General features: G+C 33.6%; 14 protein-coding genes and 1 tRNA gene. 8 read left to right on the forward strand and 7 right to left on the reverse strand.

Features of this window, described 5'->3' with window-relative positions:
- Nucleotides 1–2: 2 nt before the first annotated feature.
- A complete protein-coding gene (gltB, locus tag FNB79_RS02360; protein WP_221932589.1) occupies nucleotides 3–4,508 on the reverse strand; it encodes a glutamate synthase large subunit in 4,506 nt (1,501 codons plus the stop codon).
- 454 nt (nucleotides 4,509–4,962) lie between these two features.
- Here gltB and FNB79_RS02365 point away from each other — a divergent pair, with 454 nt between their 5' ends.
- The 6 genes from FNB79_RS02365 to FNB79_RS02390 all read left to right on the forward strand — a co-directional run bounded on the left by FNB79_RS02365 (nucleotide 4,963) and on the right by FNB79_RS02390 (nucleotide 11,144).
- Nucleotides 4,963–5,979, forward strand: a complete 1,017-nt coding sequence (locus FNB79_RS02365) for an outer membrane beta-barrel protein (protein WP_143379775.1) — start codon at nucleotides 4,963–4,965, stop codon at nucleotides 5,977–5,979.
- A 79-nt stretch (nucleotides 5,980–6,058) separates the two neighbouring features.
- On the forward strand, nucleotides 6,059–7,354 hold the full coding sequence (locus FNB79_RS02370) for an ammonium transporter (RefSeq protein ID WP_143382540.1): 1,296 nt from the start codon (nucleotides 6,059–6,061) through the stop codon (nucleotides 7,352–7,354).
- A gap of 144 nt (nucleotides 7,355–7,498) precedes the next feature.
- Nucleotides 7,499–7,837 carry a P-II family nitrogen regulator gene (locus FNB79_RS02375; protein ID WP_143379776.1) on the forward strand — a complete coding sequence of 113 codons (339 nt, stop codon included), beginning with the start codon at nucleotides 7,499–7,501 and terminating at the stop codon, nucleotides 7,835–7,837.
- Nucleotides 7,838–7,855: 18 nt separating this feature from the next.
- A complete protein-coding gene (locus FNB79_RS02380) occupies nucleotides 7,856–9,082 on the forward strand; it encodes an ammonium transporter (protein ID WP_143379777.1) in 1,227 nt (408 codons plus the stop codon).
- Between the two features lie 249 nt (nucleotides 9,083–9,331).
- Nucleotides 9,332–10,585, forward strand: coding sequence for a methionine adenosyltransferase (gene metK / locus FNB79_RS02385; RefSeq protein WP_143379778.1), 1,254 nt, complete (start codon nucleotides 9,332–9,334; stop codon nucleotides 10,583–10,585).
- A 109-nt stretch (nucleotides 10,586–10,694) separates the two neighbouring features.
- Complete coding sequence (locus tag FNB79_RS02390; RefSeq protein WP_143379779.1) at nucleotides 10,695–11,144, forward strand: hypothetical protein; 450 nt, start codon at nucleotides 10,695–10,697, stop codon at nucleotides 11,142–11,144.
- Between the two features lie 44 nt (nucleotides 11,145–11,188).
- On the opposite strand, the gene FNB79_RS02395 is transcribed toward FNB79_RS02390, so the two are convergent.
- From FNB79_RS02395 to FNB79_RS02405, 3 genes are all read right to left on the reverse strand, one after another.
- A tRNA-Tyr gene (locus FNB79_RS02395) sits at nucleotides 11,189–11,270 on the reverse strand.
- Nucleotides 11,271–11,407: 137 nt separating this feature from the next.
- A complete protein-coding gene (locus FNB79_RS02400) occupies nucleotides 11,408–14,113 on the reverse strand; it encodes a TonB-dependent receptor (RefSeq protein ID WP_143379780.1) in 2,706 nt (901 codons plus the stop codon).
- Nucleotides 14,114–14,144: 31 nt separating this feature from the next.
- Entirely contained in the window at nucleotides 14,145–14,990 is an 846-nt protein-coding gene (locus FNB79_RS02405; RefSeq protein ID WP_143379781.1) for a GLPGLI family protein, read from the reverse strand.
- A 618-nt stretch (nucleotides 14,991–15,608) separates the two neighbouring features.
- Between FNB79_RS02405 and FNB79_RS02410 the strand changes: the two genes are divergently transcribed.
- Nucleotides 15,609–16,388: a hypothetical protein gene (locus FNB79_RS02410; protein WP_143379782.1), complete on the forward strand. Its 780-nt coding sequence runs from the start codon at nucleotides 15,609–15,611 to the stop codon at nucleotides 16,386–16,388.
- Between the two features lie 3 nt (nucleotides 16,389–16,391).
- Nucleotides 16,392–17,006, forward strand: a complete 615-nt coding sequence (locus FNB79_RS02415) for a deoxynucleoside kinase (protein ID WP_057781489.1) — start codon at nucleotides 16,392–16,394, stop codon at nucleotides 17,004–17,006.
- 4 nt (nucleotides 17,007–17,010) lie between these two features.
- On the opposite strand, the gene FNB79_RS02420 is transcribed toward FNB79_RS02415, so the two are convergent.
- The 3 genes from FNB79_RS02420 to FNB79_RS02430 all read right to left on the reverse strand — a co-directional run bounded on the left by FNB79_RS02420 (nucleotide 17,011) and on the right by FNB79_RS02430 (nucleotide 21,129).
- Nucleotides 17,011–18,009, reverse strand: coding sequence for an App1 family protein (locus FNB79_RS02420; RefSeq protein WP_143379783.1), 999 nt, complete (start codon nucleotides 18,007–18,009; stop codon nucleotides 17,011–17,013).
- A 127-nt stretch (nucleotides 18,010–18,136) separates the two neighbouring features.
- Nucleotides 18,137–20,482: a sodium-translocating pyrophosphatase gene (locus FNB79_RS02425; RefSeq protein ID WP_143379784.1), complete on the reverse strand. Its 2,346-nt coding sequence runs from the start codon at nucleotides 20,480–20,482 to the stop codon at nucleotides 18,137–18,139.
- 119 nt (nucleotides 20,483–20,601) lie between these two features.
- Nucleotides 20,602–21,129: an inorganic diphosphatase gene (locus FNB79_RS02430; RefSeq protein ID WP_143379785.1), complete on the reverse strand. Its 528-nt coding sequence runs from the start codon at nucleotides 21,127–21,129 to the stop codon at nucleotides 20,602–20,604.
- Nucleotides 21,130–21,156: the final 27 nt, after the last annotated feature.

The raw sequence follows: 21,156 nt of genomic DNA on the forward strand, positions 1-21,156 counted from the left end.
ATCTATTGCGTTACAAGGTTTTCTTGTTCTAATTTAATTAAAGCTTGCTTATATTCTTCTGGTAAAACCTTTATAAACTTTGGTAAATATTCTTCCCATTGCTCTAAAATACGTTGTGCTAACGGACTTAAAGTAGCATTATAATGGTTTTCGATTAGTGTTTTTAATTGCACTATATCTTCATCTAAAACCACAGGATCTAAATTTAAATCTTCTGAATTACAGTTATTTCTAAAAGTATTCTTACTATCTAAAACATAGGCAATACCACCACTCATACCTGCTCCAAAATTTCGTCCTACTTCACCAAGCACAACTGCAACACCACCAGTCATATACTCGCATCCATGATCTCCGATACCTTCTACAACAGCTTTTGCTCCTGAGTTTCTAACACAAAAGCGCTCTCCTGCTTTTCCATTTATATATACTTCTCCAGAAGTCGCTCCATACAAAGTTACGTTTCCTGTTATTACATTTTCTTCCGGAACAATTGTAGCCGCTTCAGGTACTTTAATAACAACCTTAGCTCCAGATAAACCTTTTCCCAAATAATCGTTTGTATTTCCGTTTACGATCATAGTTAAACCTTTGGTTGCAAATGCTCCAAAACTTTGCCCTGCAGATCCTGTAAAGTTTAGGTTTAGCGTGTTTTCTGGTAACCCTTGAGCCCCGTAAATTTTAGATATTTCATTACTTACAACCGCACCAACAGCACGATCTACATTAGTAATTGATAAATCTAAGTACGTTTTCTCTTTACGGAATAACGCTGGGTGAGCTTTATCTATAATCTCGAAGTCTAAATGACTTTCTAAATGATGTTCTTGTGTTTCTGTATTGTATAATTTTACATAGGGCTCTGTTTTTACTTTATGTAAGATTGGAGTTAAATCTATTCCAGATGCCTTATAATGATCAATAGCACGATTGCGATCTAATTTTTGAGACTGCCCAACCATTTCGTTGATTGTTCTAAATCCTAATTGCGCCATGATTTCACGTAATTCTTGAGCCACAAAATACATGTAGTTTACCACATGTTCTGGTTTACCTTTAAACTTTTTACGTAGTTCAGGGTTTTGAGTTGCAATACCAACAGGACAAGTATTTAAATGGCAAACACGCATCATAATACATCCTGAAGCAACTAATGGAGCTGTTGCAAAACCAAATTCTTCTGCCCCTAATAAGCACGCTACTGCTACATCACGACCAGTTTTTAACTGCCCATCACACTCTAAAACGATACGATTTCTTAAGTCATTCATTACTAAAGTTTGTTGTGCCTCTGCTACACCAAGTTCCCATGGTAAACCACAATGTTTTAATGATGTAAGCGGCGATGCTCCCGTACCTCCATCAAATCCTGAAATCAAAATCACATCTGCTTTAGCTTTTGCAACCCCAGCTGCTACTGTTCCTACCCCAACTTCAGAAACTAATTTAACATTTACTCGTGCTTCTCTGTTAGCTGATTTTAAATCATAAATTAATTGTGACAAATCTTCTATCGAGTAAATATCGTGATGTGGTGGTGGTGAAATTAATCCTACATAAGGTGTAGAGTTACGTGTTTTTGCTATTGAAGGATTCACTTTTGGCCCAGGTAATTGCCCACCTTCTCCTGGCTTCGCTCCTTGCGCCATTTTAATCTGAATCTCTTTAGCACTAGTCAAATAATTAGATGTAACTCCAAAACGGCCAGACGCCACTTGCTTTATAGCACTGTTTTTCCAGTCGCCATCGGAGTCTTTGTAAAAACGATCTTGATCTTCTCCCCCTTCACCAGAATTACTCTTTCCTCCAATACGGTTCATAGCAATAGCTAAATTCTCATGAGCTTCTTTACTAATAGACCCATAAGACATTGCTCCTGTTTTAAAACGTTTTACAATTTCTGTCCATGGTTCTACTTCATCTATAGAAATTGGATCATAATTAGTAAACTCAAATAATCCACGAATAGTCATTAAATCTTTCGCCTGATTATTTACTAAATCTGCATATTCTTTATATGTTGTTTTTTTGTTAGTACGAACAGATTCTTGAAGCTTTGCAATAGTTAAAGGATTAAACAAGTGTTTTTCTCCATTACGTCTCCATCTGTATTGACCACCAATCTCTAAGTCTAAATTAGCATCAATTTCAGTACTTTTATAAGCACATTGATGACGTTTAGAAATTTCTTTTTCTATTTCATTTAACCCAATACCTTGAATACGGGTTGCTGTTGTCGGAAAGTATTTCTCTACAACTTTTGTATTTATTCCGATACACTCGAAAAGTTGAGAACCGCGGTAAGAGTTTAAGGTCGAAATACCTATTTTATTCATAACCTTTAAAATCCCTTTTCCGACTGCTTTATTATAATTTTGTACTGCCTGCTCAAAATCTAAACCAGTAACATCTTGTGAATCTAATTGTTGCTCTACAATTTCATTAACCATATACGGGTTAATTGCACTAGCACCATACCCAAATAACAATGCAAAATGGTGCACCTCACGTGGTTCTGCAGATTCTATTATAATACTTATTTGAGAACGTTTACTACGCTTGTACAAAGCATGATTTACATATGAGCAAGCTAGTAATGCTGGTATTGGAGCTTTATCCTTACTCACATTTCTGTCAGAAAGTATAATAATATTAGTTCCCGAATCTATTGCTTTTTCTGCTGTATCAACAATAGCCTCCAAACGATCTTCTAACCCGTTTACTCCTTTAGCAACATCATATAAAATTGAGATAGAAGTTACTTGATAATCTGGACTTTTATCGTGATGTTTTATTTTATCTAAATCTTGTTTAGAAATTACTGGATTCTGAATTTTTAGTTTACGACAATGAAATTCACTAATTTCAAAAATGTTAGTGTCACTACCTAATGTTAGACTAATATCTGTAATTAACTCTTCTCTAATACCATCTAATGGCGGATTGGTAACCTGCGCAAATAATTGCTTAAAGTAATTATAGATTAACTGTGGACGCTCAGACAAAACAGCAATAGGAGTATCACTACCCATCGAACCAATAGGTTCTTTCCCTGCTTGTGCCATTGGTTTTATAATAGTATTTAAATCTTCTTGAGTATACCCAAATACACTTTGCCTAACAGTTAAATCTTCTTCTTCAAAAACAACAGGATCTGTACTATAAGGAATATCTTTTAGGTGAATTAAGTTTTTGTTTAACCATTCTCTGTAAGGATGCTTATTAGCAATTTCTTCTTTAATTTCTTCATCATTTACAATACGCCCCTCATCCATATCTACTAAAAACATTTTTCCTGGCTCTAAACGGCCGTGGAATTTAATGTTTTCCGGCTCAATATCTACAACCCCTGTTTCTGAAGACATAATCACAAAATCATCTTTTGTAACGGTATATCTTGACGGACGTAAACCATTTCGGTCTAATACCGCTCCAATATAACTTCCATCGGTAAACGGAATAGAGGCTGGACCATCCCACGGCTCCATTAAACACGAATTAAATTCGTAAAAGGCTTTTTTAGCATCAGACATGGTATTGTTTTTCTCCCAAGCTTCTGGCACTAACATCATCATAACTTCAGGTAAAGAACGTCCCGTCATTAACAACAATTCCACAACCATATCCATAGATGCAGAATCTGACTTACCTCTTAATATAGTAGGAATCACACGTTTAATATCGTCTCCAAACCATTCACTTTGCATAATTTCTTCTCGAGAAAACATACGAGAAACATTACCTCTTAATGTATTAATTTCTCCATTATGACACATGTAACGAAATGGCTGAGCTAAATCCCAAGTTGGGAACGTATTGGTTGAAAAACGCTGATGTACCAATGCCAATTTAGCATCTAATAATGGATTTAATAAATCCAGATAATATTCTTTAATATCTTCAGGCATTAACAGCCCTTTATATATTATAGTTTTTGTTGATAAACTTGGAAAATAGAAGAAAGAAGATTCTGATAATTTTGAATTATATACTGTATGCTCTGCAATCTTTCTAGCCGTGAATAATTTTAAATTAAAATCAAAATCTGTTTGATCTGGACTACCTTTACCAATAAAAACTTGTTTTATAAAAGGCTCACTTACTGCTGCAATTTTACCAATAACGTTATTATTAACCGGAGCATTACGCCAACCTATTAATTTTAACCCTTGTTCTGCTATACATTTTTCAAATGTATTAACACAAAATTCGCGTTGGTTTTGTTTTTTTGGCAAAAACATATTACTAACAGCATACTCACCTCGAGTAGGCAATTCAAAATCACAATATTTTACAAAAAAATCATGGGGAATATCTATTAATATACCAGCTCCATCCCCTGTTTTACCATCAGAACTCACAGCGCCTCTATGTTCTAGTTTTACTAGAATTTCGAGTGCTTTGTGGATAATATCGTTAGACCTACTTCCAGTTAAACTACAAATAAATCCAGCACCACAATTGTCGTGTTCAAATTCCGGCAAATAAAGCCCTTGTTTCTTCAACATAATCATTAGTTGTTTAGTTATTTTTTGCTAATAGCAAGTACTAATATAAGTGTATACTTTTTACTGCAATAATTGTCATTAAATTTTTATGACATTATAGGTATACTTTAATTTTCATTTTAGTATTACAATTATTTAGGGATGTAATTTACGAATTCATTACCATTTCCAAAACAAGATATCGCAACTAATTTAACAATAAACAAAACTCTTGCTAATTTTAATATAATTTACTTACATATAATTTACAAAATTTAACAATTACTTTAAAATTTGATAAAATAAAATTCCAAAAAAATGTGTTTTTCGAATATTTATTTAAAATACCCTCATTTTTTAGGGGGTATTACTGAATAAATCATAAAAATCATATGCAACCCCCTGTTTTTTAGCGGGTATCAAATCTTTTTTACTTAGATTTGATTTGTTATTAACAAAACAAACCACACAAAACATGAAGAAATTTTTTACTATCGCATTATTTTTTGCATCAATTAGCATTTATGCTCAAGACACAGATGAATCACAACCAAAATTCAGTATTAGCGGTAGTGTCGACGCTTATTTTCAAACGTATTTAACAGCCCCAGATGATGCAGAACAAAATTTCGGAACTGCATTTGCTAAAAAAAGCGGATTTGCCTTAGGAATGGGAAATGTTATTTTTTCTTATGAAGGCGCCAAAACAGGAGCAGTTCTTGACTTAGTTGTTGGACCTAGAGGAGAAGAAGCTACTTTTAACAGCGACATCATTGACGGTATAGTTAATCAAGCTTACGTGTACTGGAATGTTTCTGATAAAACAACATTAACTTTTGGTCGTTGGAATACATTTTTAGGCTATGAAGTTATTGCTCCAGCAGCTAACTTCAATTACAGTACATCTTACTTATTCTCAAGCGGGCCATTCTCACACATGGGATTAAAAGCTGATTTTGCACTTTCTGAAGATGTAAGCTTAATGCTAGCAGTAACTAACCCTTGGGATACTAATGACACATCTTTAACCGGAGAATATGCTTTTGGTGCACAATTAGGCTACAAAGGACAATATCTTAATTTATATTATGATAGCGGAAACAATGATGGTTTAGGTTTCGAAATAGACTATACGGGTGGTTTCGATTTATCGGATTCTTTTTACTTAGGAATTAACGCTGCTTATAACGACAATGATGGATCTGGATTTTACGGTGCGGCATTCTATCCTCAATTCGCAGCTAGCGATGCTTTTAGCATAGGACTAAGAGGTGAATTTTACGGAAGATATTTTGATGATGAGATTATTGACATAGACGATGAAACTGTATTAGCATTTACACTTACTGGTAGCTACACAATCGAAAACTTAATTATAAAGCCAGAATTTAGAATAGACTCTTGGTCTGACGCAATGCCTTACCTAGACAATGACGGGATGGCTACAGACAATTTAGCTGCATTTACTGTAGCTGCAATTTATGCTTTCTAAAAAAGACCTAACATCAAAAAAACTAAAATAACCACAACTTAATTTTCACTAACTACTAACCCTAATAAATATTTTTATGATGCTATTTTTAAATACCCCTCCTGTAGTTCAAGATGCAGCAGCAGTAGCTGCAGCGGTTAAAGACGACATGGGAATGTTATGGATGCTTATTGCAGGTATTCTAGTATTTTTCATGCAAGCAGGATTTTTCCTTGTCGAATCAGGAATGACAGATTCTAAAAACGCAGTGAACATTGCCATGAAAAACTTTCTGGACATTGCTGTTGGTTCATTAGCTTTTTGGTTTATTGGATACTCTTTAATGTATGGAGCAGACGTCTCTGGCGGTGGTTTTTTTCACTGGGGCGGATTTATATTCTCTCAAGGTCCAGCAGACTTGTTTTTCCAAACTGTATTTGCTGCAACAGCTGCAACTATTGTATCTGGAGCCATTGCGGGTCGAACCAAATACACCACGTATGCAATCTTTAGTATTGTACTTACCGCTATCATCTACCCAATTGCTGGTGGATGGGAATGGAATGGTGGTTGGCTAAATGCCGAATGGATGCCAGCTGAATTTATTGACTTTGCAGGATCTTCAATTGTACACTCTGTTGGTGGATGGGCTGCTTTAGTAGCTGCATGGATGGTAGGCCCAAGAATTGGAAAATACCTAAATGGAGAACCTGTTGAAATGCATGGACACAACCAAATGTATGCTACCTTAGGTGTTTTTATACTTTGGCTAGGATGGTTTGGTTTTAATGGTGGATCTCAATTAGCTTGGGGAGGCGACGATTCTGTTGCGGCATCACAAGTTGTATTAGTAACAAATTTAGCTGCTGCTGCCGGAGCATTAAGCGCATTATTATTTACATGGTTTAAAAATGGAAAACCAAATTTAGCAATGACATTAAATGGCGCACTTGCAGGTTTAGTAAGTATAACTGCTGGTTGTGGAAACATGACAGAAGGCGGATCTGTATTAACTGGATTAATAGGTGGTATCTTAGTTGTATTATCGATTGGTTTTATTGAAAAGAAATTAAAAATTGATGATGTTGTTGGCGCTATTTCTGTACACGGTGTTGCTGGTGTATGGGGAACCTTAGTTATTGGACTTTGGGGAGTAGACGGAGACACTGGAATTGGATTATTTAATGGTGGTGGGGTTGCCCAACTTGCTGCTCAAGGAATTGGGGTAATTGCTTATGCCATTTGGGGTATTGTACTTTCTTACGTATTCCTTTTTATAATTAAGAAATCATGTGGAGGCTTAAGAGTAACGGAAGAAGAAGAAATTGCTGGTCTTGATATTTCTGAACACGGATCTATCGCATATCACGGAAAAAGAGTTAGAGATTTAGAATAATAAATCCTTAACACACATATATTTAAACGCACAAAAAGATGCCATGTAATTACATGGCATCTTTTTAACGTAATAAAGATTCTCAATGAATACAACAAAAATTCGTAAATTCAAATTAACTAAAATGAAAAACCATAATTAATTATGAAGAAAATTGAAGCAATTATTAGAAAATCAAAATTCTCTCAAGTGAAGACAGCGCTTCATTCAATTGGTGTGAATTTTTTCTCTTACTGGGATGTAACAGGTCTAGGTAACGAAAAAACAGGACATGTTTACCGTGGCGTTAGCTATAGTACTAGCGATATTCAGCGCAGATACTTATCTATAGTGGTAAATGATGATTTTGAGGAAATCACCATTAAAACACTTATGGATGCGGCAAGAACAGGAGATGTTGGAGATGGAAAAATTTTCGTTTCATCTGTATCAGAATGCTATAGAATTAGAACCGGCGAAAAAGGAGGAGAAACATTAAAATAAACAGTAAAAAACTTAAACATGGAATCATTAACAATTAATAATGTATGGATGATGATCTGTACTGCACTAGTTTTCTTTATGCACCTTGGCTTTGCATTTTTAGAAATAGGGCTAACACGACAAAAAAATACATTAAACATACTTTTTAAAAATATATTTATCATAACCATAGGTCTCTTATTATATTGCTTGGTTGGATTTAACCTCATGTATCCAGGAGAATTTAACGGCTTCTTTGGTTTTGCTGGTTTTGGTTTAGATTCACCTCTTACAGCAGAGGGCGCGCTAGACTTAACGTACAATGAAGGTTACACGTATTGGACAGACTTCTTATTCCAAGGAATGTTCGCTGCAACAGCTGCAACCATAGTATCTGGAGCCGTAGCTGAACGTATGAAAATTGTACCTTTTATGATATTTGCTATTATATATGTAGGAATTGTATACCCAATTGCAGGATCTTGGAAATGGGGAGGCGGATTCTTAGACGAGTTAGGGTTCTACGATTTCGCAGGTTCTACGTTGGTTCACTCTGTAGGTGGATGGGCAGCAGTTATTGCTGTATGCTTATTAGGCCCGCGTATTGGAAAATTTAAAGACGGAAAACCACAAGCCATTCCAGGACACAACATTCCTTTAGCTACAGCAGGAGTTTTAATCCTGTGGTTAGGATGGTTTGGATTTAACGGTGGCTCAGTTTTATCTGCAGACCCAACATTAACATCATTAACATTAGTTACAACATGTTTAGCTGCAGCTGCAGGAGGAGTAGTTTGTATGCTTGTATCTACAGCCTTGTACAAAAACTTAGATTTAACCATGTTTTTAAATGGTATTCTTGGAGGATTAGTTGGTATTACTGCTGGAGCAGACCAAATGAGTCCTACAGACGCTATTATTATAGGAGCTATAGCTGGTGCTTTGATTGTATTTGCCGTTAGTTTTATAGACAAATTAAAATTAGACGATCCAGTTGGTGCCATCGCAGTACACTTAATTTGTGGTATTTGGGGAACTTTAGCTGTTGGTATTTTTGGCGAATTAGCCGGAATGGACCAATTTGTTAGTCAATTAATAGGTGTAGCATGTTATGCTGTATTCTGTATTATAACATCGTTTATAATTATTTTTATACTTAAGAAAACCATGGGACTTCGTGTTTCTGAAAGAGAAGAACTTGAAGGCCTTGATGCCCATGAGCATGGCATGGATGCTTATCCAGATTTTAGAATGAACGAACACTAAAAACAACATAACATTTATTACACATATTTTAAAGGCCTTAAAAGACACATCTTTTAAGGCCTTTTTATTTTTAACCTATATTAACAGCAGTAGTTTTTGATTTTATAATAATATATGTACTTTTGTGTCATAATAACGAGGAAAGATTTGACTGATTGCAACCTCACTAAAAAATGCTAAAGGACAGTGCATACTTCCTGAGACGTTTTCGTCAAATCCCCTCCATATTTAATAATTATAAATTAGATTATGGCATATTTATTTACCTCCGAGAGTGTATCCGAAGGACACCCAGACAAAGTAGCAGACCAAATAAGCGACGCTTTAATAGACAATTTCCTAGCATTCGATACAGATTCTAAAGTAGCTTGTGAGACTTTAGTAACTACAGGACAGGTTGTTCTTGCTGGCGAAGTTAAATCTAAAACCTATTTAGATGTTCAAAAAATTGCAAGAGACACCATTAACAAAATTGGTTATACCAAAGGAGAATACATGTTTGATGGAAGTTCTTGCGGAGTCTTCTCTGCCATTCATGAACAGTCAGACGATATTAGCCGTGGTGTAGATAGAGACACCAAAGAAGAACAAGGTGCAGGAGACCAAGGTATGATGTTTGGTTACGCAACTAGCGAAACTGAGAACTACATGCCTTTAGCTTTAGATTTATCTCATACCATTTTAAAAGAATTAGCTGAATTAAGACGTGAGCATAAAGACATCACCTATTTACGTCCAGATTCTAAAAGTCAAGTTACTATAGAATATAGTGATGATAACGTACCGCAACGTATAGATGCTATAGTGATCTCTACACAACATGATGATTTTGCTACAGATGATGCCATGTTAGCTAAAATTCGTGAGGATATGGTTAAAATATTAATCCCGCGTGTTATTGCTAAATTACCTGAACATATTCAAGGATTATTTAATGATGATATTAAATACCATATAAACCCAACAGGAAAGTTTGTAATTGGTGGACCTCATGGAGATACAGGTTTAACTGGTCGTAAAATTATTGTAGACACTTATGGCGGAAAAGGCGCACATGGAGGAGGTGCATTTTCTGGAAAAGACCCTAGTAAAGTAGACAGAAGTGCTGCATATGCAACTAGACATATTGCAAAAAACTTAGTTGCAGCAGGTGTATGTGAAGAAATACTTGTACAAGTTTCTTACGCAATTGGTGTTGTAGAGCCTATGGGAATTTATGTAAACACCTATGGTACATGTCCTTTTAATATGACCGACAGTGAAATTGCAAGTAAAATTTCTAGTATATTTGATATGCGTCCAAACGAAATAGAAAAACGTTTAAAACTGCGTCAGCCTATGTATAGCGAAACCGCAGCTTACGGACACATGGGAAGACAACCAGAAACGGTAACAAAAACGTTTACCCAACCAAATGGTGAATCTATAACAGTAGACGTAGAATTATTTACTTGGGAAAAATTAGATTACGTAGATGTGGTTAAAGCCGCATTCAAGTTATAATAATAATATCATAACACTCAAAAGCCATTTTCATAATTGAAAATGGCTTTTTTTTTGCACTTTTACAGCTATTATCACCAACCACACTATCTATGTTAACCAATTAATTATGAAGAAACTATTTTTTATCTTAAGCTGTACTCTTATATTTTATAATTGTAATCAAGATGATGTTGTAAGCTGCTTTACACCACCCAATCCTTTCTACTTTGAAATCGTTGATAAAACAACCGGAGAAAACGTATTTACAAACGGAACTTATAACTCTGAAGACATTACTTTAACAAATATCCTATCCAATAATGATTCTGTAGAATTTAATTTTATTGATGAAGACAGCTATAATATTATTGAAATTAATTCAATTGGATGGCAAACTGAAATTGTAAACTTTGAATTAAAAATTGAAGACGAAACCATATTCAACCTATATGTTAATGCCAAACGCAAATCTGAAAACGAATGCAGTTTTACAACATATAATGAAATTGAAATTCAGAACGCAGAATATTCACTAGACCAAGAATTCTATATATACAAAATTCTTGTACAACCTTAAAAAAGTGTAGACATAAAAAAAGCAAGCTATAAAGCTTGCTTTTGTGGGGAGAGTAGGATTCGAACCTACGAAGACGTAGTCAGCAGATTTACAGTCTGCCCTCGTTGGCCGCTTGAGTATCTCCCCAAAACCGGTGGCAAATATATGACTTTTTTTAAAGTTTCAAATAAAAAATTAATCATTTTTTTTAAAATTCATTTTACACACTAAAAATGAGCGTTTAAGCTTTTAAAAAATTATACTTGCCCTCAGTTTTCACACTATTATAGGGAATATACAGCTCTTAAGGTTACGTATCTTGGTTGTATGAAGTAATCTGTAGCACTTACAGAAATATCACTAGTACTACTTTGACTTTGCGATTCTGTATCTAATAAATTGGTCGCTTTCAGTTCAAACTCCCATTTACTATCTGCATTCTTTTTATAGGCTAAAGATGCATTCCAGAACTCGTAACTGTTTATACTTCCGTCTTCATCACTAAAATTATTATACGTGTAATCTGTTTTAAAAGTTAACACTTTCCATATTAAGGCATTAAATTCTGCATTAGGAGAAGCTGTATAGTATTTAGTGCGGGTATCTCCCTGATCGCTATCCTGAATACTATAACTATAACCAATCTCAAAATTTGGTGCTTCTCTAAAATTAGAACTTAACTCTACCCCATAATTTTGTGTGTAGTTTTCGTTTACAGATCTTACACTTTGAATAAATTGATTAAATTTTGAATAATTAAAAGATCCGCTTGCCGAAGCTTTAAACTTACCCACTTGTTTTTGAAAACGACCACTTGCAGATACTGTTTCATCTGAATAAGCCGAGTTAAAAGGAGAGTTAGAACGAATTACACTTTCAAAATTTGTTATATTTCTAATATTGTCTATACTTTTATTATACGTAACATTTGCAAAAACATTAGTATAATTAAATAAATTAAAACTAGAATATCTTAAACGTACTGCATGAGAAATGGCATTATCCAGTCCCGCATTTCCATAGAAGAATGAATTATAATCATTCATAACTAAACCTTTAGCCAATTGTGAAACATCTGTAAATTGAGTTTCCATACCATAACTTAAGGTTAATTGCTCACTCTTTTTAAGCTGAAGACGAATATCAAAATCTGGAAGAATTTTAAAGAAATCATCTTTATAAGTTTCATTAAACTGTACATTATCTGTAACATAACTATGTATTGTAGCTCCCGGAGTAACTGTAAATATTCCAGACTTTAAAGTATAATGTATTCCTACATATACATCAGAAAATGTATAATCAATATTATTTACGGCTAAACCATCATTAATAGTTGGTGTAGGATCGAAGGTTGAACCATCGTCCAAAACCTGAAATATATTAGAGTTAAAGGTTTGATTGCTATATATAGTTCCTAATGTAAAGTTTAAATTACTTTTAGCATTTAAAACATTATAGTAATCTACTTTTGCATCGAGCTGATTAGATTTTACACGCTTGTCCTGATTTACATCGTAATTAACTTGCAAATTATCTAAGCCTAAACCAACCGCAGCATCTTCATAAGTTTCTTTTTCTTCTATTATCGCATTATAAAAAGGATCTTCGTCTTGCCATAAATGTTGTCCTTCAAAAGCAAATATATGCTTATCGCTTAGAGTGTAATAGTAGTTTAAATTTTGATTAATACTATACGGACTTGAAGACTCATTTTGCATTGTATTACCTAATATGGAAGACACTTCTAACTGATCTTCGGATTCGTTAGATATTCGCCCCATAATATCGTAGTCTAACTGATTATTAGCATTAGGCTGATAACCTACACTTAATTTTAACATTCCTAGATCACTGCTTTGTTTTGTTCTACTTTGCGTAATTTCGTCTGGAACACCTAAATCTGTATTGGTATATATAATACTATTGTTTTCTTGCATTCGTATTCTATTACTTGCAAAAATTCCAAATCCGCTAAAAGTTAAAGTTTCCTTAGGAGACCAACTAAAATTAGCTGCTCCAAACTTAGTATTTATATCTTGCGCTCTGTTGTTTTGAAGTGATGAAAAACCAAGGCTATTACTCCCTAAATCTATATTAGTACCACTACTTCTACTTGGAGCTTTAAAACCTCCTGTAAAATTAAAATAGTCGCGTCTAGAAAATGCTATTTCACCTATATTATTTAAATCACCAATTAAATTTATACTATAGGTAGGACTGTAATAAAACAGTTTAGGCTGGAAAACATATAAACTATTCTCATCTGCTATGCCTCCTCCTGCTGTAATATCTCCAAACCAAAAATTCTTTTTACCTTCTTTTAGTTTAATATTTATTGCAACATTATCTTGGTTATTAGTTACTGTCCTTAATTGTCCTATTTCAGCAAAATTCTTTAAAACCTCAACTTTATCTATCGCGTTAGAAGGGATGTTTTCTGTGGCAAGTTTCGAGTCGCCATCAAAAAAATCCTTACCATCTACCATTACTTTACTCACTACATTACCTTCTACCTCAATCTGTCCGTCATCATTAATTTCTACTCCGGGTAGTTTTTTTAAGACATCTTCAAGCTTTCGTTCTGTACCATTTTTAAAAGAATCTGCATTATATACTATCGTGTCTCCCTTTACTGTAACGGGCATTTCGTAAATTAATTCAACTTCATCAAGCGTATTATCACTAGATAAAGTAAATGTTTTATATATATTCTTATCGGTTGTTTCAATAGCTATTTGCTCAGTCTTCATCCCGATATAACTTACTTGTACATTATATTTAGAGTTTTTAGATACAGCCAATTTAAAAGTTCCGTCTGGGCTTGTTATTCCATAAGATTCTAACGCTTGAGTTTCTGTATTAATAGCAATAACGTTTGCTAATTCTAAGGGGCTACCAACACTATCTTTTACAACACCTTCTAATCTTAATTGCCCAAAACTTATATTACAAGCCAAAAGCAAAAGAATAATTAATCCTTTTTTCATGTTTATATTTGAATTACTTTATAACTAAAAATTATCTTCTACCTCCCCCGCCAGGTCCACGTCCACTAAAGTTTTCGCGTAGCTCTGCCATTTTTTTAGTTACAATTTTTGTATACTCTTCTTGGGTTACCTCTTTACCCTTTGTTGGTACTTTAATTTCTGTATCTTCTGTAGCGTTTAGTATTATTTTAGAACAAAGTATAGTTGTTCTATCGGTATTTACTTCTAGAATTAAACCTGGTAGCCCCCAATAATCACCAGGACCTTGGTTTACTGGTATTTGCGGTGTATACCAAGCAGTTATTGTAATTTCTTTTGGTTCCTTAGGTGTATCGTCTGCCTTTTCGTCTTCTGGTCTTCTAGGTCCTCTAAAACTCGTAATATCTGTTTGGTCGTCTAATTTGACTGCTGTTGCTTTAAAGCAAGTGTATTGACCAATTTGCTTGCTTTCATTTTCCATTTTCCATACTAATTTTGGCAAGCTATCCTTAATAAGAAATTGTTTTCCAAAAAATTCTTGATCTACTATAACCTGATTGGTTTTAATATTTTTGTACTGTGGTCCAGGTGTTAAATCCATACCTCTAAATCCTCTTCCACCAGAAGATGATGGTGCATCTAGTTTTTCTTCTTCTTTATATATAGATTCTGAACGGTTAAAAGATAAAATATATGTTTTTTCTAACATAGATTTCATTCGAGCTTCAATTCGTTTTTTCTGTTCCTCACTCATTTGTCTACCTCCAAAATCAGGCATTTCAGCAGTAGTTTTGGATTCATAATATGCTTTTCCTTGAAAGTCTGCCTGAGCTAATGCAGTGAATGAAAATGATAAGCATAAACACATCATAAACATTTTAAATAGTTGTGATTTCATATGTATTATTAATTTTTCGAGGTTAATCTATACATGTAAGACTCTTAAATTATGAATTCGTTTAATAGGTAAAATTATTTTTTAGTTATTAACACAAATTCTGTATACTTTAATATTATACAGCTAAACTAAAGCTACATCTTTTAAATACAAAAAAAGCTGAGCTATGTTTAAATTATTCAGCTTTATTAAATTAATACGTAGTTTATATCTTTATATAATGTACGTAATAAATGCTTTAAATTTTCTAAAGGCAATTTTACTTTTTATTTTTTATACTTATAATATACATTCCGTTTGGTTTTGCAAACTATTACCATAACTCTACAAGCTATAGCTAAACATTAATCATAATCACATTGTTGAAAACTTTGCAACACACCATCTATGAGATAAAATCATTCTAACTAGCTATCCTTAATCCCAAATTTGCATTACTTTGATCTATCAATACTAGCTACAGGAATTTATACTGTTAAGTTAAATTCTTATCGTACCTAAACTCATTTTAAAATTGTAAAAAAGTAAATTCAAATCAAACCATTATTTAAATCACACTATAAAAATTAGGCTATTTTTTTTACCCATAACCTTAATCGTTTTTTGTACTTTTCAATTATGAAATTCACATTGTATTTACTATTCTTTTCATCTTTAATTCTGCACAGCCAAACGGCTATAAAAACAACTTTGATACAAAAACAACCACTTCAAGTTTCAACGTTTATAGATACTGATGGCATTGAAACTTTATATTACCTTAACAACAATACGCTCACTAAACAAACAGCTTCTCAAACTTTACAGTATTCTAATTTACAATTAGGACATATACACAAAGTAAACACCTTTAATCCGTTACGTTTAAATGTGTTTTATAAAAATTTTAATACGGTTATGATTTTAGATAATCGGTTAGCAGAAATATATAAAATAGATTTTAACACTATTACTCCGTATAGAAATCCGACTTACATATCAACAGGTTACGACACAACACTCTGGGTTTTTAACGAAAACACTCAACAACTTGAATTATTTGATTATAAAACAAATACCCTTAGAGCTTCCTCTAGCCCAATAAATTCTGAAGTGTTAGATATGGTTAGTAATTATAATTGGTGTTGGCTACTTACATCAGAATTTCTTTATAAATTTAATTACGTGGGATCCTTGGTTCAAAAAATTAAAAATGAAGGATTTACAGATATTAAAGAAAGTAATGAAAATTTAATTCTAAAAAAAAACAACAGTTTATTTTATTTAAAAAAAGGGACAAAAATCTTTAATAAGATAAACTTGTCTGATTTATTAATCAAACAGTTTTTGCTTACAAATCAAACCTTGTATATTTACGACCTAAAAAATTTAAATCAATTCCATTTAATAACACCTTAAGCTATGCATGTTGCAATTGCCGGAAATATTGGCGCAGGAAAAACAACGCTAACTAAACTACTTGCTAAACATTTTAAATGGGAAGCTCAACTTGAAGATGTTGTAGACAATCCATATTTAGACGATTTTTATAACCAAATGGAGCGTTGGAGTTTTAATTTACAAGTCTACTTTTTAAACAGCCGCTTTAGGCAAGTACTCCAAATTAGAGAAAGCGGAAAAGATATTGTTCAGGATAGAACAATCTATGAAGACGCTCATATTTTTGCTCCCAATTTACACGCCATGGGGTTAATGACAAATCGTGATTTTGAGAATTATCGTTCACTTTTTGATCTGATGGAATCTGTTGTTCAAGGTCCAGATTTACTTATTTATTTAAGAAGCTCTATTCCTAACTTAGTTGGACAAATACAAAAACGTGGCAGAGATTATGAAAACTCAATTAGCATTGACTATCTGAGTAGATTAAACGAACGTTACGAAGCTTGGATTCATGGCTACGACAAAGGAAAATTATTAATTATAGACGTTGATAATTTAGATTTTGTTGATAACCCAGAAGATTTAGGCTATATTATAAATAGAATAGATGCCGAAATAAACGGTTTATTCTAAAGCTTTATTTTATAAAACCACTTTGTCTCGCGTGATTAATAGCTTCTTTACTAGATTTTACTAATAACGCGGGTGTTGTTTTATAACGATTAAACAAACCTTCTACCCGAATCATTTTTTCTTTATGCCCAACGCAACGTAAATATATTGCTAGAATACGATTGGGAAATAATTCTGCAATTTCAATATAAATATCTGCATCATGTTCTCCACTATCTCCTATTAGTATAAAAGATAAATCTGGATACATATTTAATATATTTATAATTTCCATTTGTTTCTGAGGTTTTTCATGCGCTTTCTTTTTCTTGAAAATTGTATTCATACTACGCAACAAAATAGGCCCTTTTGGAAAATTATTAGTCTTCAGAAAAAACTTTAAATACCTATACAAATTCCAAGGGCTATGACTCACATAAAAAATAGGATTAGCTTCTTTACCAGACACACCTCTATGTAACATATTATAGAACTCTGCCGCCCCCTCTAAAGGAATTCTTTTAAAAGCACCTTTAAAAAAAGTATTTACCAGTACGCGCCATTTTAAAACGGAAGCAACTCCTGTAAGCATAATGGTATCGTCTATATCACTTATAACTCCAAATTTTGCAGATTTGGATGGAATTAGAATTTGGGCTGGAAAACGGTTCTCGTTAGTAATTTTACGCTTAATATCTACATTACCATATGATGCGACTACTTGCAGCCAACCTTCTTCATTAGTTAAATGGTCTAAATGCTCTAAGCTTTCTTCAGATTTAAAATAACCGTGTGCATCTGTTTTTACTTTAATTACAGTATTATCAGGTAAGCGCAAGTTTAATTCTACATTCTTAACTTCGTCGCTCTCAAAACGTTTATAGGTATTTAGTAAAAGTTTAAACAATCCTTTTTGCTCCAAGTCTATAGTCTCATCTTCTAAAGCACGACCACGTAAATAAAAACGAGAACTTGTGCCATAACTCTGAAAGGCAATAATTTGTAAGGGATCTTTTTTAAACATGTTTAATTTTAGAAAACTTAGTGTAAAAATACCGGATTATTACCAAATTAAATACTTCTAAACTAAAAAACCGTCTAACAATTTATTTTAGACGGCTTTTATATTTATTAAGTTAAAAAATGTATCGCTAGTTTTTTAAAAATTGATTTACATCTGTCCCTTCATAAGTTATTGTTTCTACGATTTTTTCACCGTTTACAACTTTTATTGTGGTAACTTCTGCAATCTTATCTCCTGCTTCATTCACCAAAATTTCAATGTCTTGCTCTTCGTTTTGAACCCATTCTGTTTGATTATTATTAATTACTTCCTCATTATAGCTAGTAAGGCTATCTACATTTAAAGCAATACTTGGCGCAATAACAAGAGCAACCACAGACATTAATTTTAATAAAATATTTAATGAAGGTCCGGAAGTATCTTTAAACGGATCTCCTACGGTATCTCCTACAACTGCAGCTTTATGTGCATCTGTCCCTTTACGACCTTCTTCTTCAATCATTTTCTTAGCATTATCCCAAGCACCTCCAGCATTAGATTGAAAAATAGCCATTAACACGCCACAAGTAGTAACTCCGGCTAATAATCCTCCTAACATTTCTGCTCCTCCAATAAAACCAACTAAAACAGGCACCACTATAGCTAATAATCCAGGAAGTACCATTTCTTTAATAGAGGCTTGAGTAGAGATGGCCACACATTTATCATATTCGGCAACACCATCGGCTTTATCAAAAATAGCACGATCTTCTTTAGAGGCTTTAGACATATCTGAGTCGTATTTTCTCATGACCACTAAAGCATTTTTTAAAGCCGGGATATCTCTAAACTGACGACGTACTTCTTCAATCATAGCCATTGCTGCACGTCCTACTGCATTCATTGATAATGCTGAAAACACAAAAGGCAACATCCCTCCTACTAAAAGACCCGCCATAATATCTGGTCGGGAAACATCTATAGCGGTAACATTAGCTGTTTTCATAAAAGCAGCAAAAAGAGCTAAAGCTGTTAATGCCGCAGATGCAATTGCAAAACCTTTACCTATAGCTGCTGTGGTATTTCCTACAGCATCTAATTTATCTGTGCGCTCTCTAACTTCGTGAGGCAATTCTGCCATTTCTGCAATACCTCCAGCATTATCAGAAATAGGGCCATAAGCATCTACAGCTAATTGAATTCCTGTATTAGCTAACATACCGACTGCTGCTATTGCAATACCATATAAACCAGCATAGAAATGAGAAATTATAATTGCTGCAGCGATTAATACAATTGGTAAAGCGGTAGACATCATACCTACACCCAATCCTGCTATAATATTGGTTGCTGAACCTGTTTCTGATTGTTTTACGATATCTCTAACTGGTTTTTTACCAGTTCCGGTATAATATTCTGTAACTTTCCCTACAAGTAAACCTGCAATTAAACCCACTATAGTTGCCATAAATACTCCAAAAGAAGTAAATGTTTTACCACCATCTACCCAAGTCTCTGGTAGCATAGCGTCAATCACAAAATATGAAGCTATAACCATTAAACCTGCAGATCCAAATTCACCTATATTTAAAGCCGTTTGCGGATTTCCTCCTTCTTTAACACGAACAAAAAAAGTGCCTACAATAGACATTATAATACCAATAGCCGCAAGGATTAATGGTAAATATACAGCTCCTAACCCATCAAACTGATTTCTAAATTCTGGCAACACGACAAAAGTAGCTCCCAATACCATTGTACCTATAATAGAACCAACATACGATTCAAATAAATCTGCTCCCATACCAGCAACATCACCAACATTATCTCCCACATTATCTGCAATTGTTGCAGGATTTAAAGGATGATCTTCAGGAATACCGGCTTCAACCTTTCCAACTAAATCTGCTCCCACATCTGCTGCTTTAGTATATATACCGCCTCCAACACGAGCAAAAAGTGCTATGGATGAAGCTCCCAATGAAAACCCTGAAAGGACATTAAGAACTTCAGAAATTTCCCAACCCTGTCCACTATAAAACATAAATAATGTACTTAGCCCAAGTACACCAAGACCTACAACACCTAAACCCATTACGGCGCCTCCTGCAAAAGCAACTTCTAAGGCTTTACCCAACGATGTTCGTGCCGCTTGCGTGGTCCTTACATTGGCTTTTGTAGCTACACGCATCCCTATAAAACCTGCTAATGCAGAACAGATAGCGCCTACAACAAACGAAAACGCAACCATACCATTAGATCCTGCTTCTGAAGACCCTTTAAAAAATAATAATACGGCTACTGCTAAAACAAAAATGGATAAAATCTTGTACTCTGCTTTTAAAAAAGACATTGCTCCATCTGCAATGTTTTTTGCAATTCTTGTCATCTTTACATTTCCTGCATCTTGTTTAGACACCCAATTGTGCTTCACAAAAACAAAAATCAAAGCCAGAATACCAAAAAGCGGTAAATAATGAATTAAATGTTCCATACCTAAACTATAATTTTATGTTATTAATTTACATAGTCATAAAAATACCATAAAATGAAACATAAAAAAACCACATTTATCAGTTTAAATGTGGTTTTTTTAATTTTTTATTAAAAAAATTAGATTTTAAAATCTCCTTTTTCTTTATGTTCACTATTATTATATCGCTCTACACATTCGTGATATACTTTTATAGCTGCTTTGGCATCGCTCCATCCGCCAGTATCTACTTTCTTTTTCTCTAAATCTTTATATACTTGGAAGAAATGTTCTATCTCTTTTAAACGGTGTGGATTTAAATCTGAAATATCACTTTTATTATTCCAAATTGGATCTGATACTGGTACACAAATAATTTTTTCATCTGGCCCTTTTTCGTCAGTCATATGGAATACACCAATTGGTCTAACTTCCATTACTGTCATTGGGTAAGTTGGCTGATGACCTAATACTAAAACATCTAATGGATCTTTATCTAAGGCTAATGTTTCTGGTATAAAACCGTAATCTCCAGGATACATCATTGAAGAAAACAACATTCTATCGAATCTGATTTTATGTAATTTAAAATCGTATTCATATTTATTTCTACTTCCTTTAGGAATCTCTATTAAAACATCGAATGTTTCTTGTTTTTTTTGACTCATATTTACTGTGTTTATTGTGGTAAATGT

The sequence above is a fragment of the Formosa sediminum genome (assembly GCF_007197735.1).
Lineage (GTDB): Bacteria > Bacteroidota > Bacteroidia > Flavobacteriales > Flavobacteriaceae > Formosa > Formosa sediminum.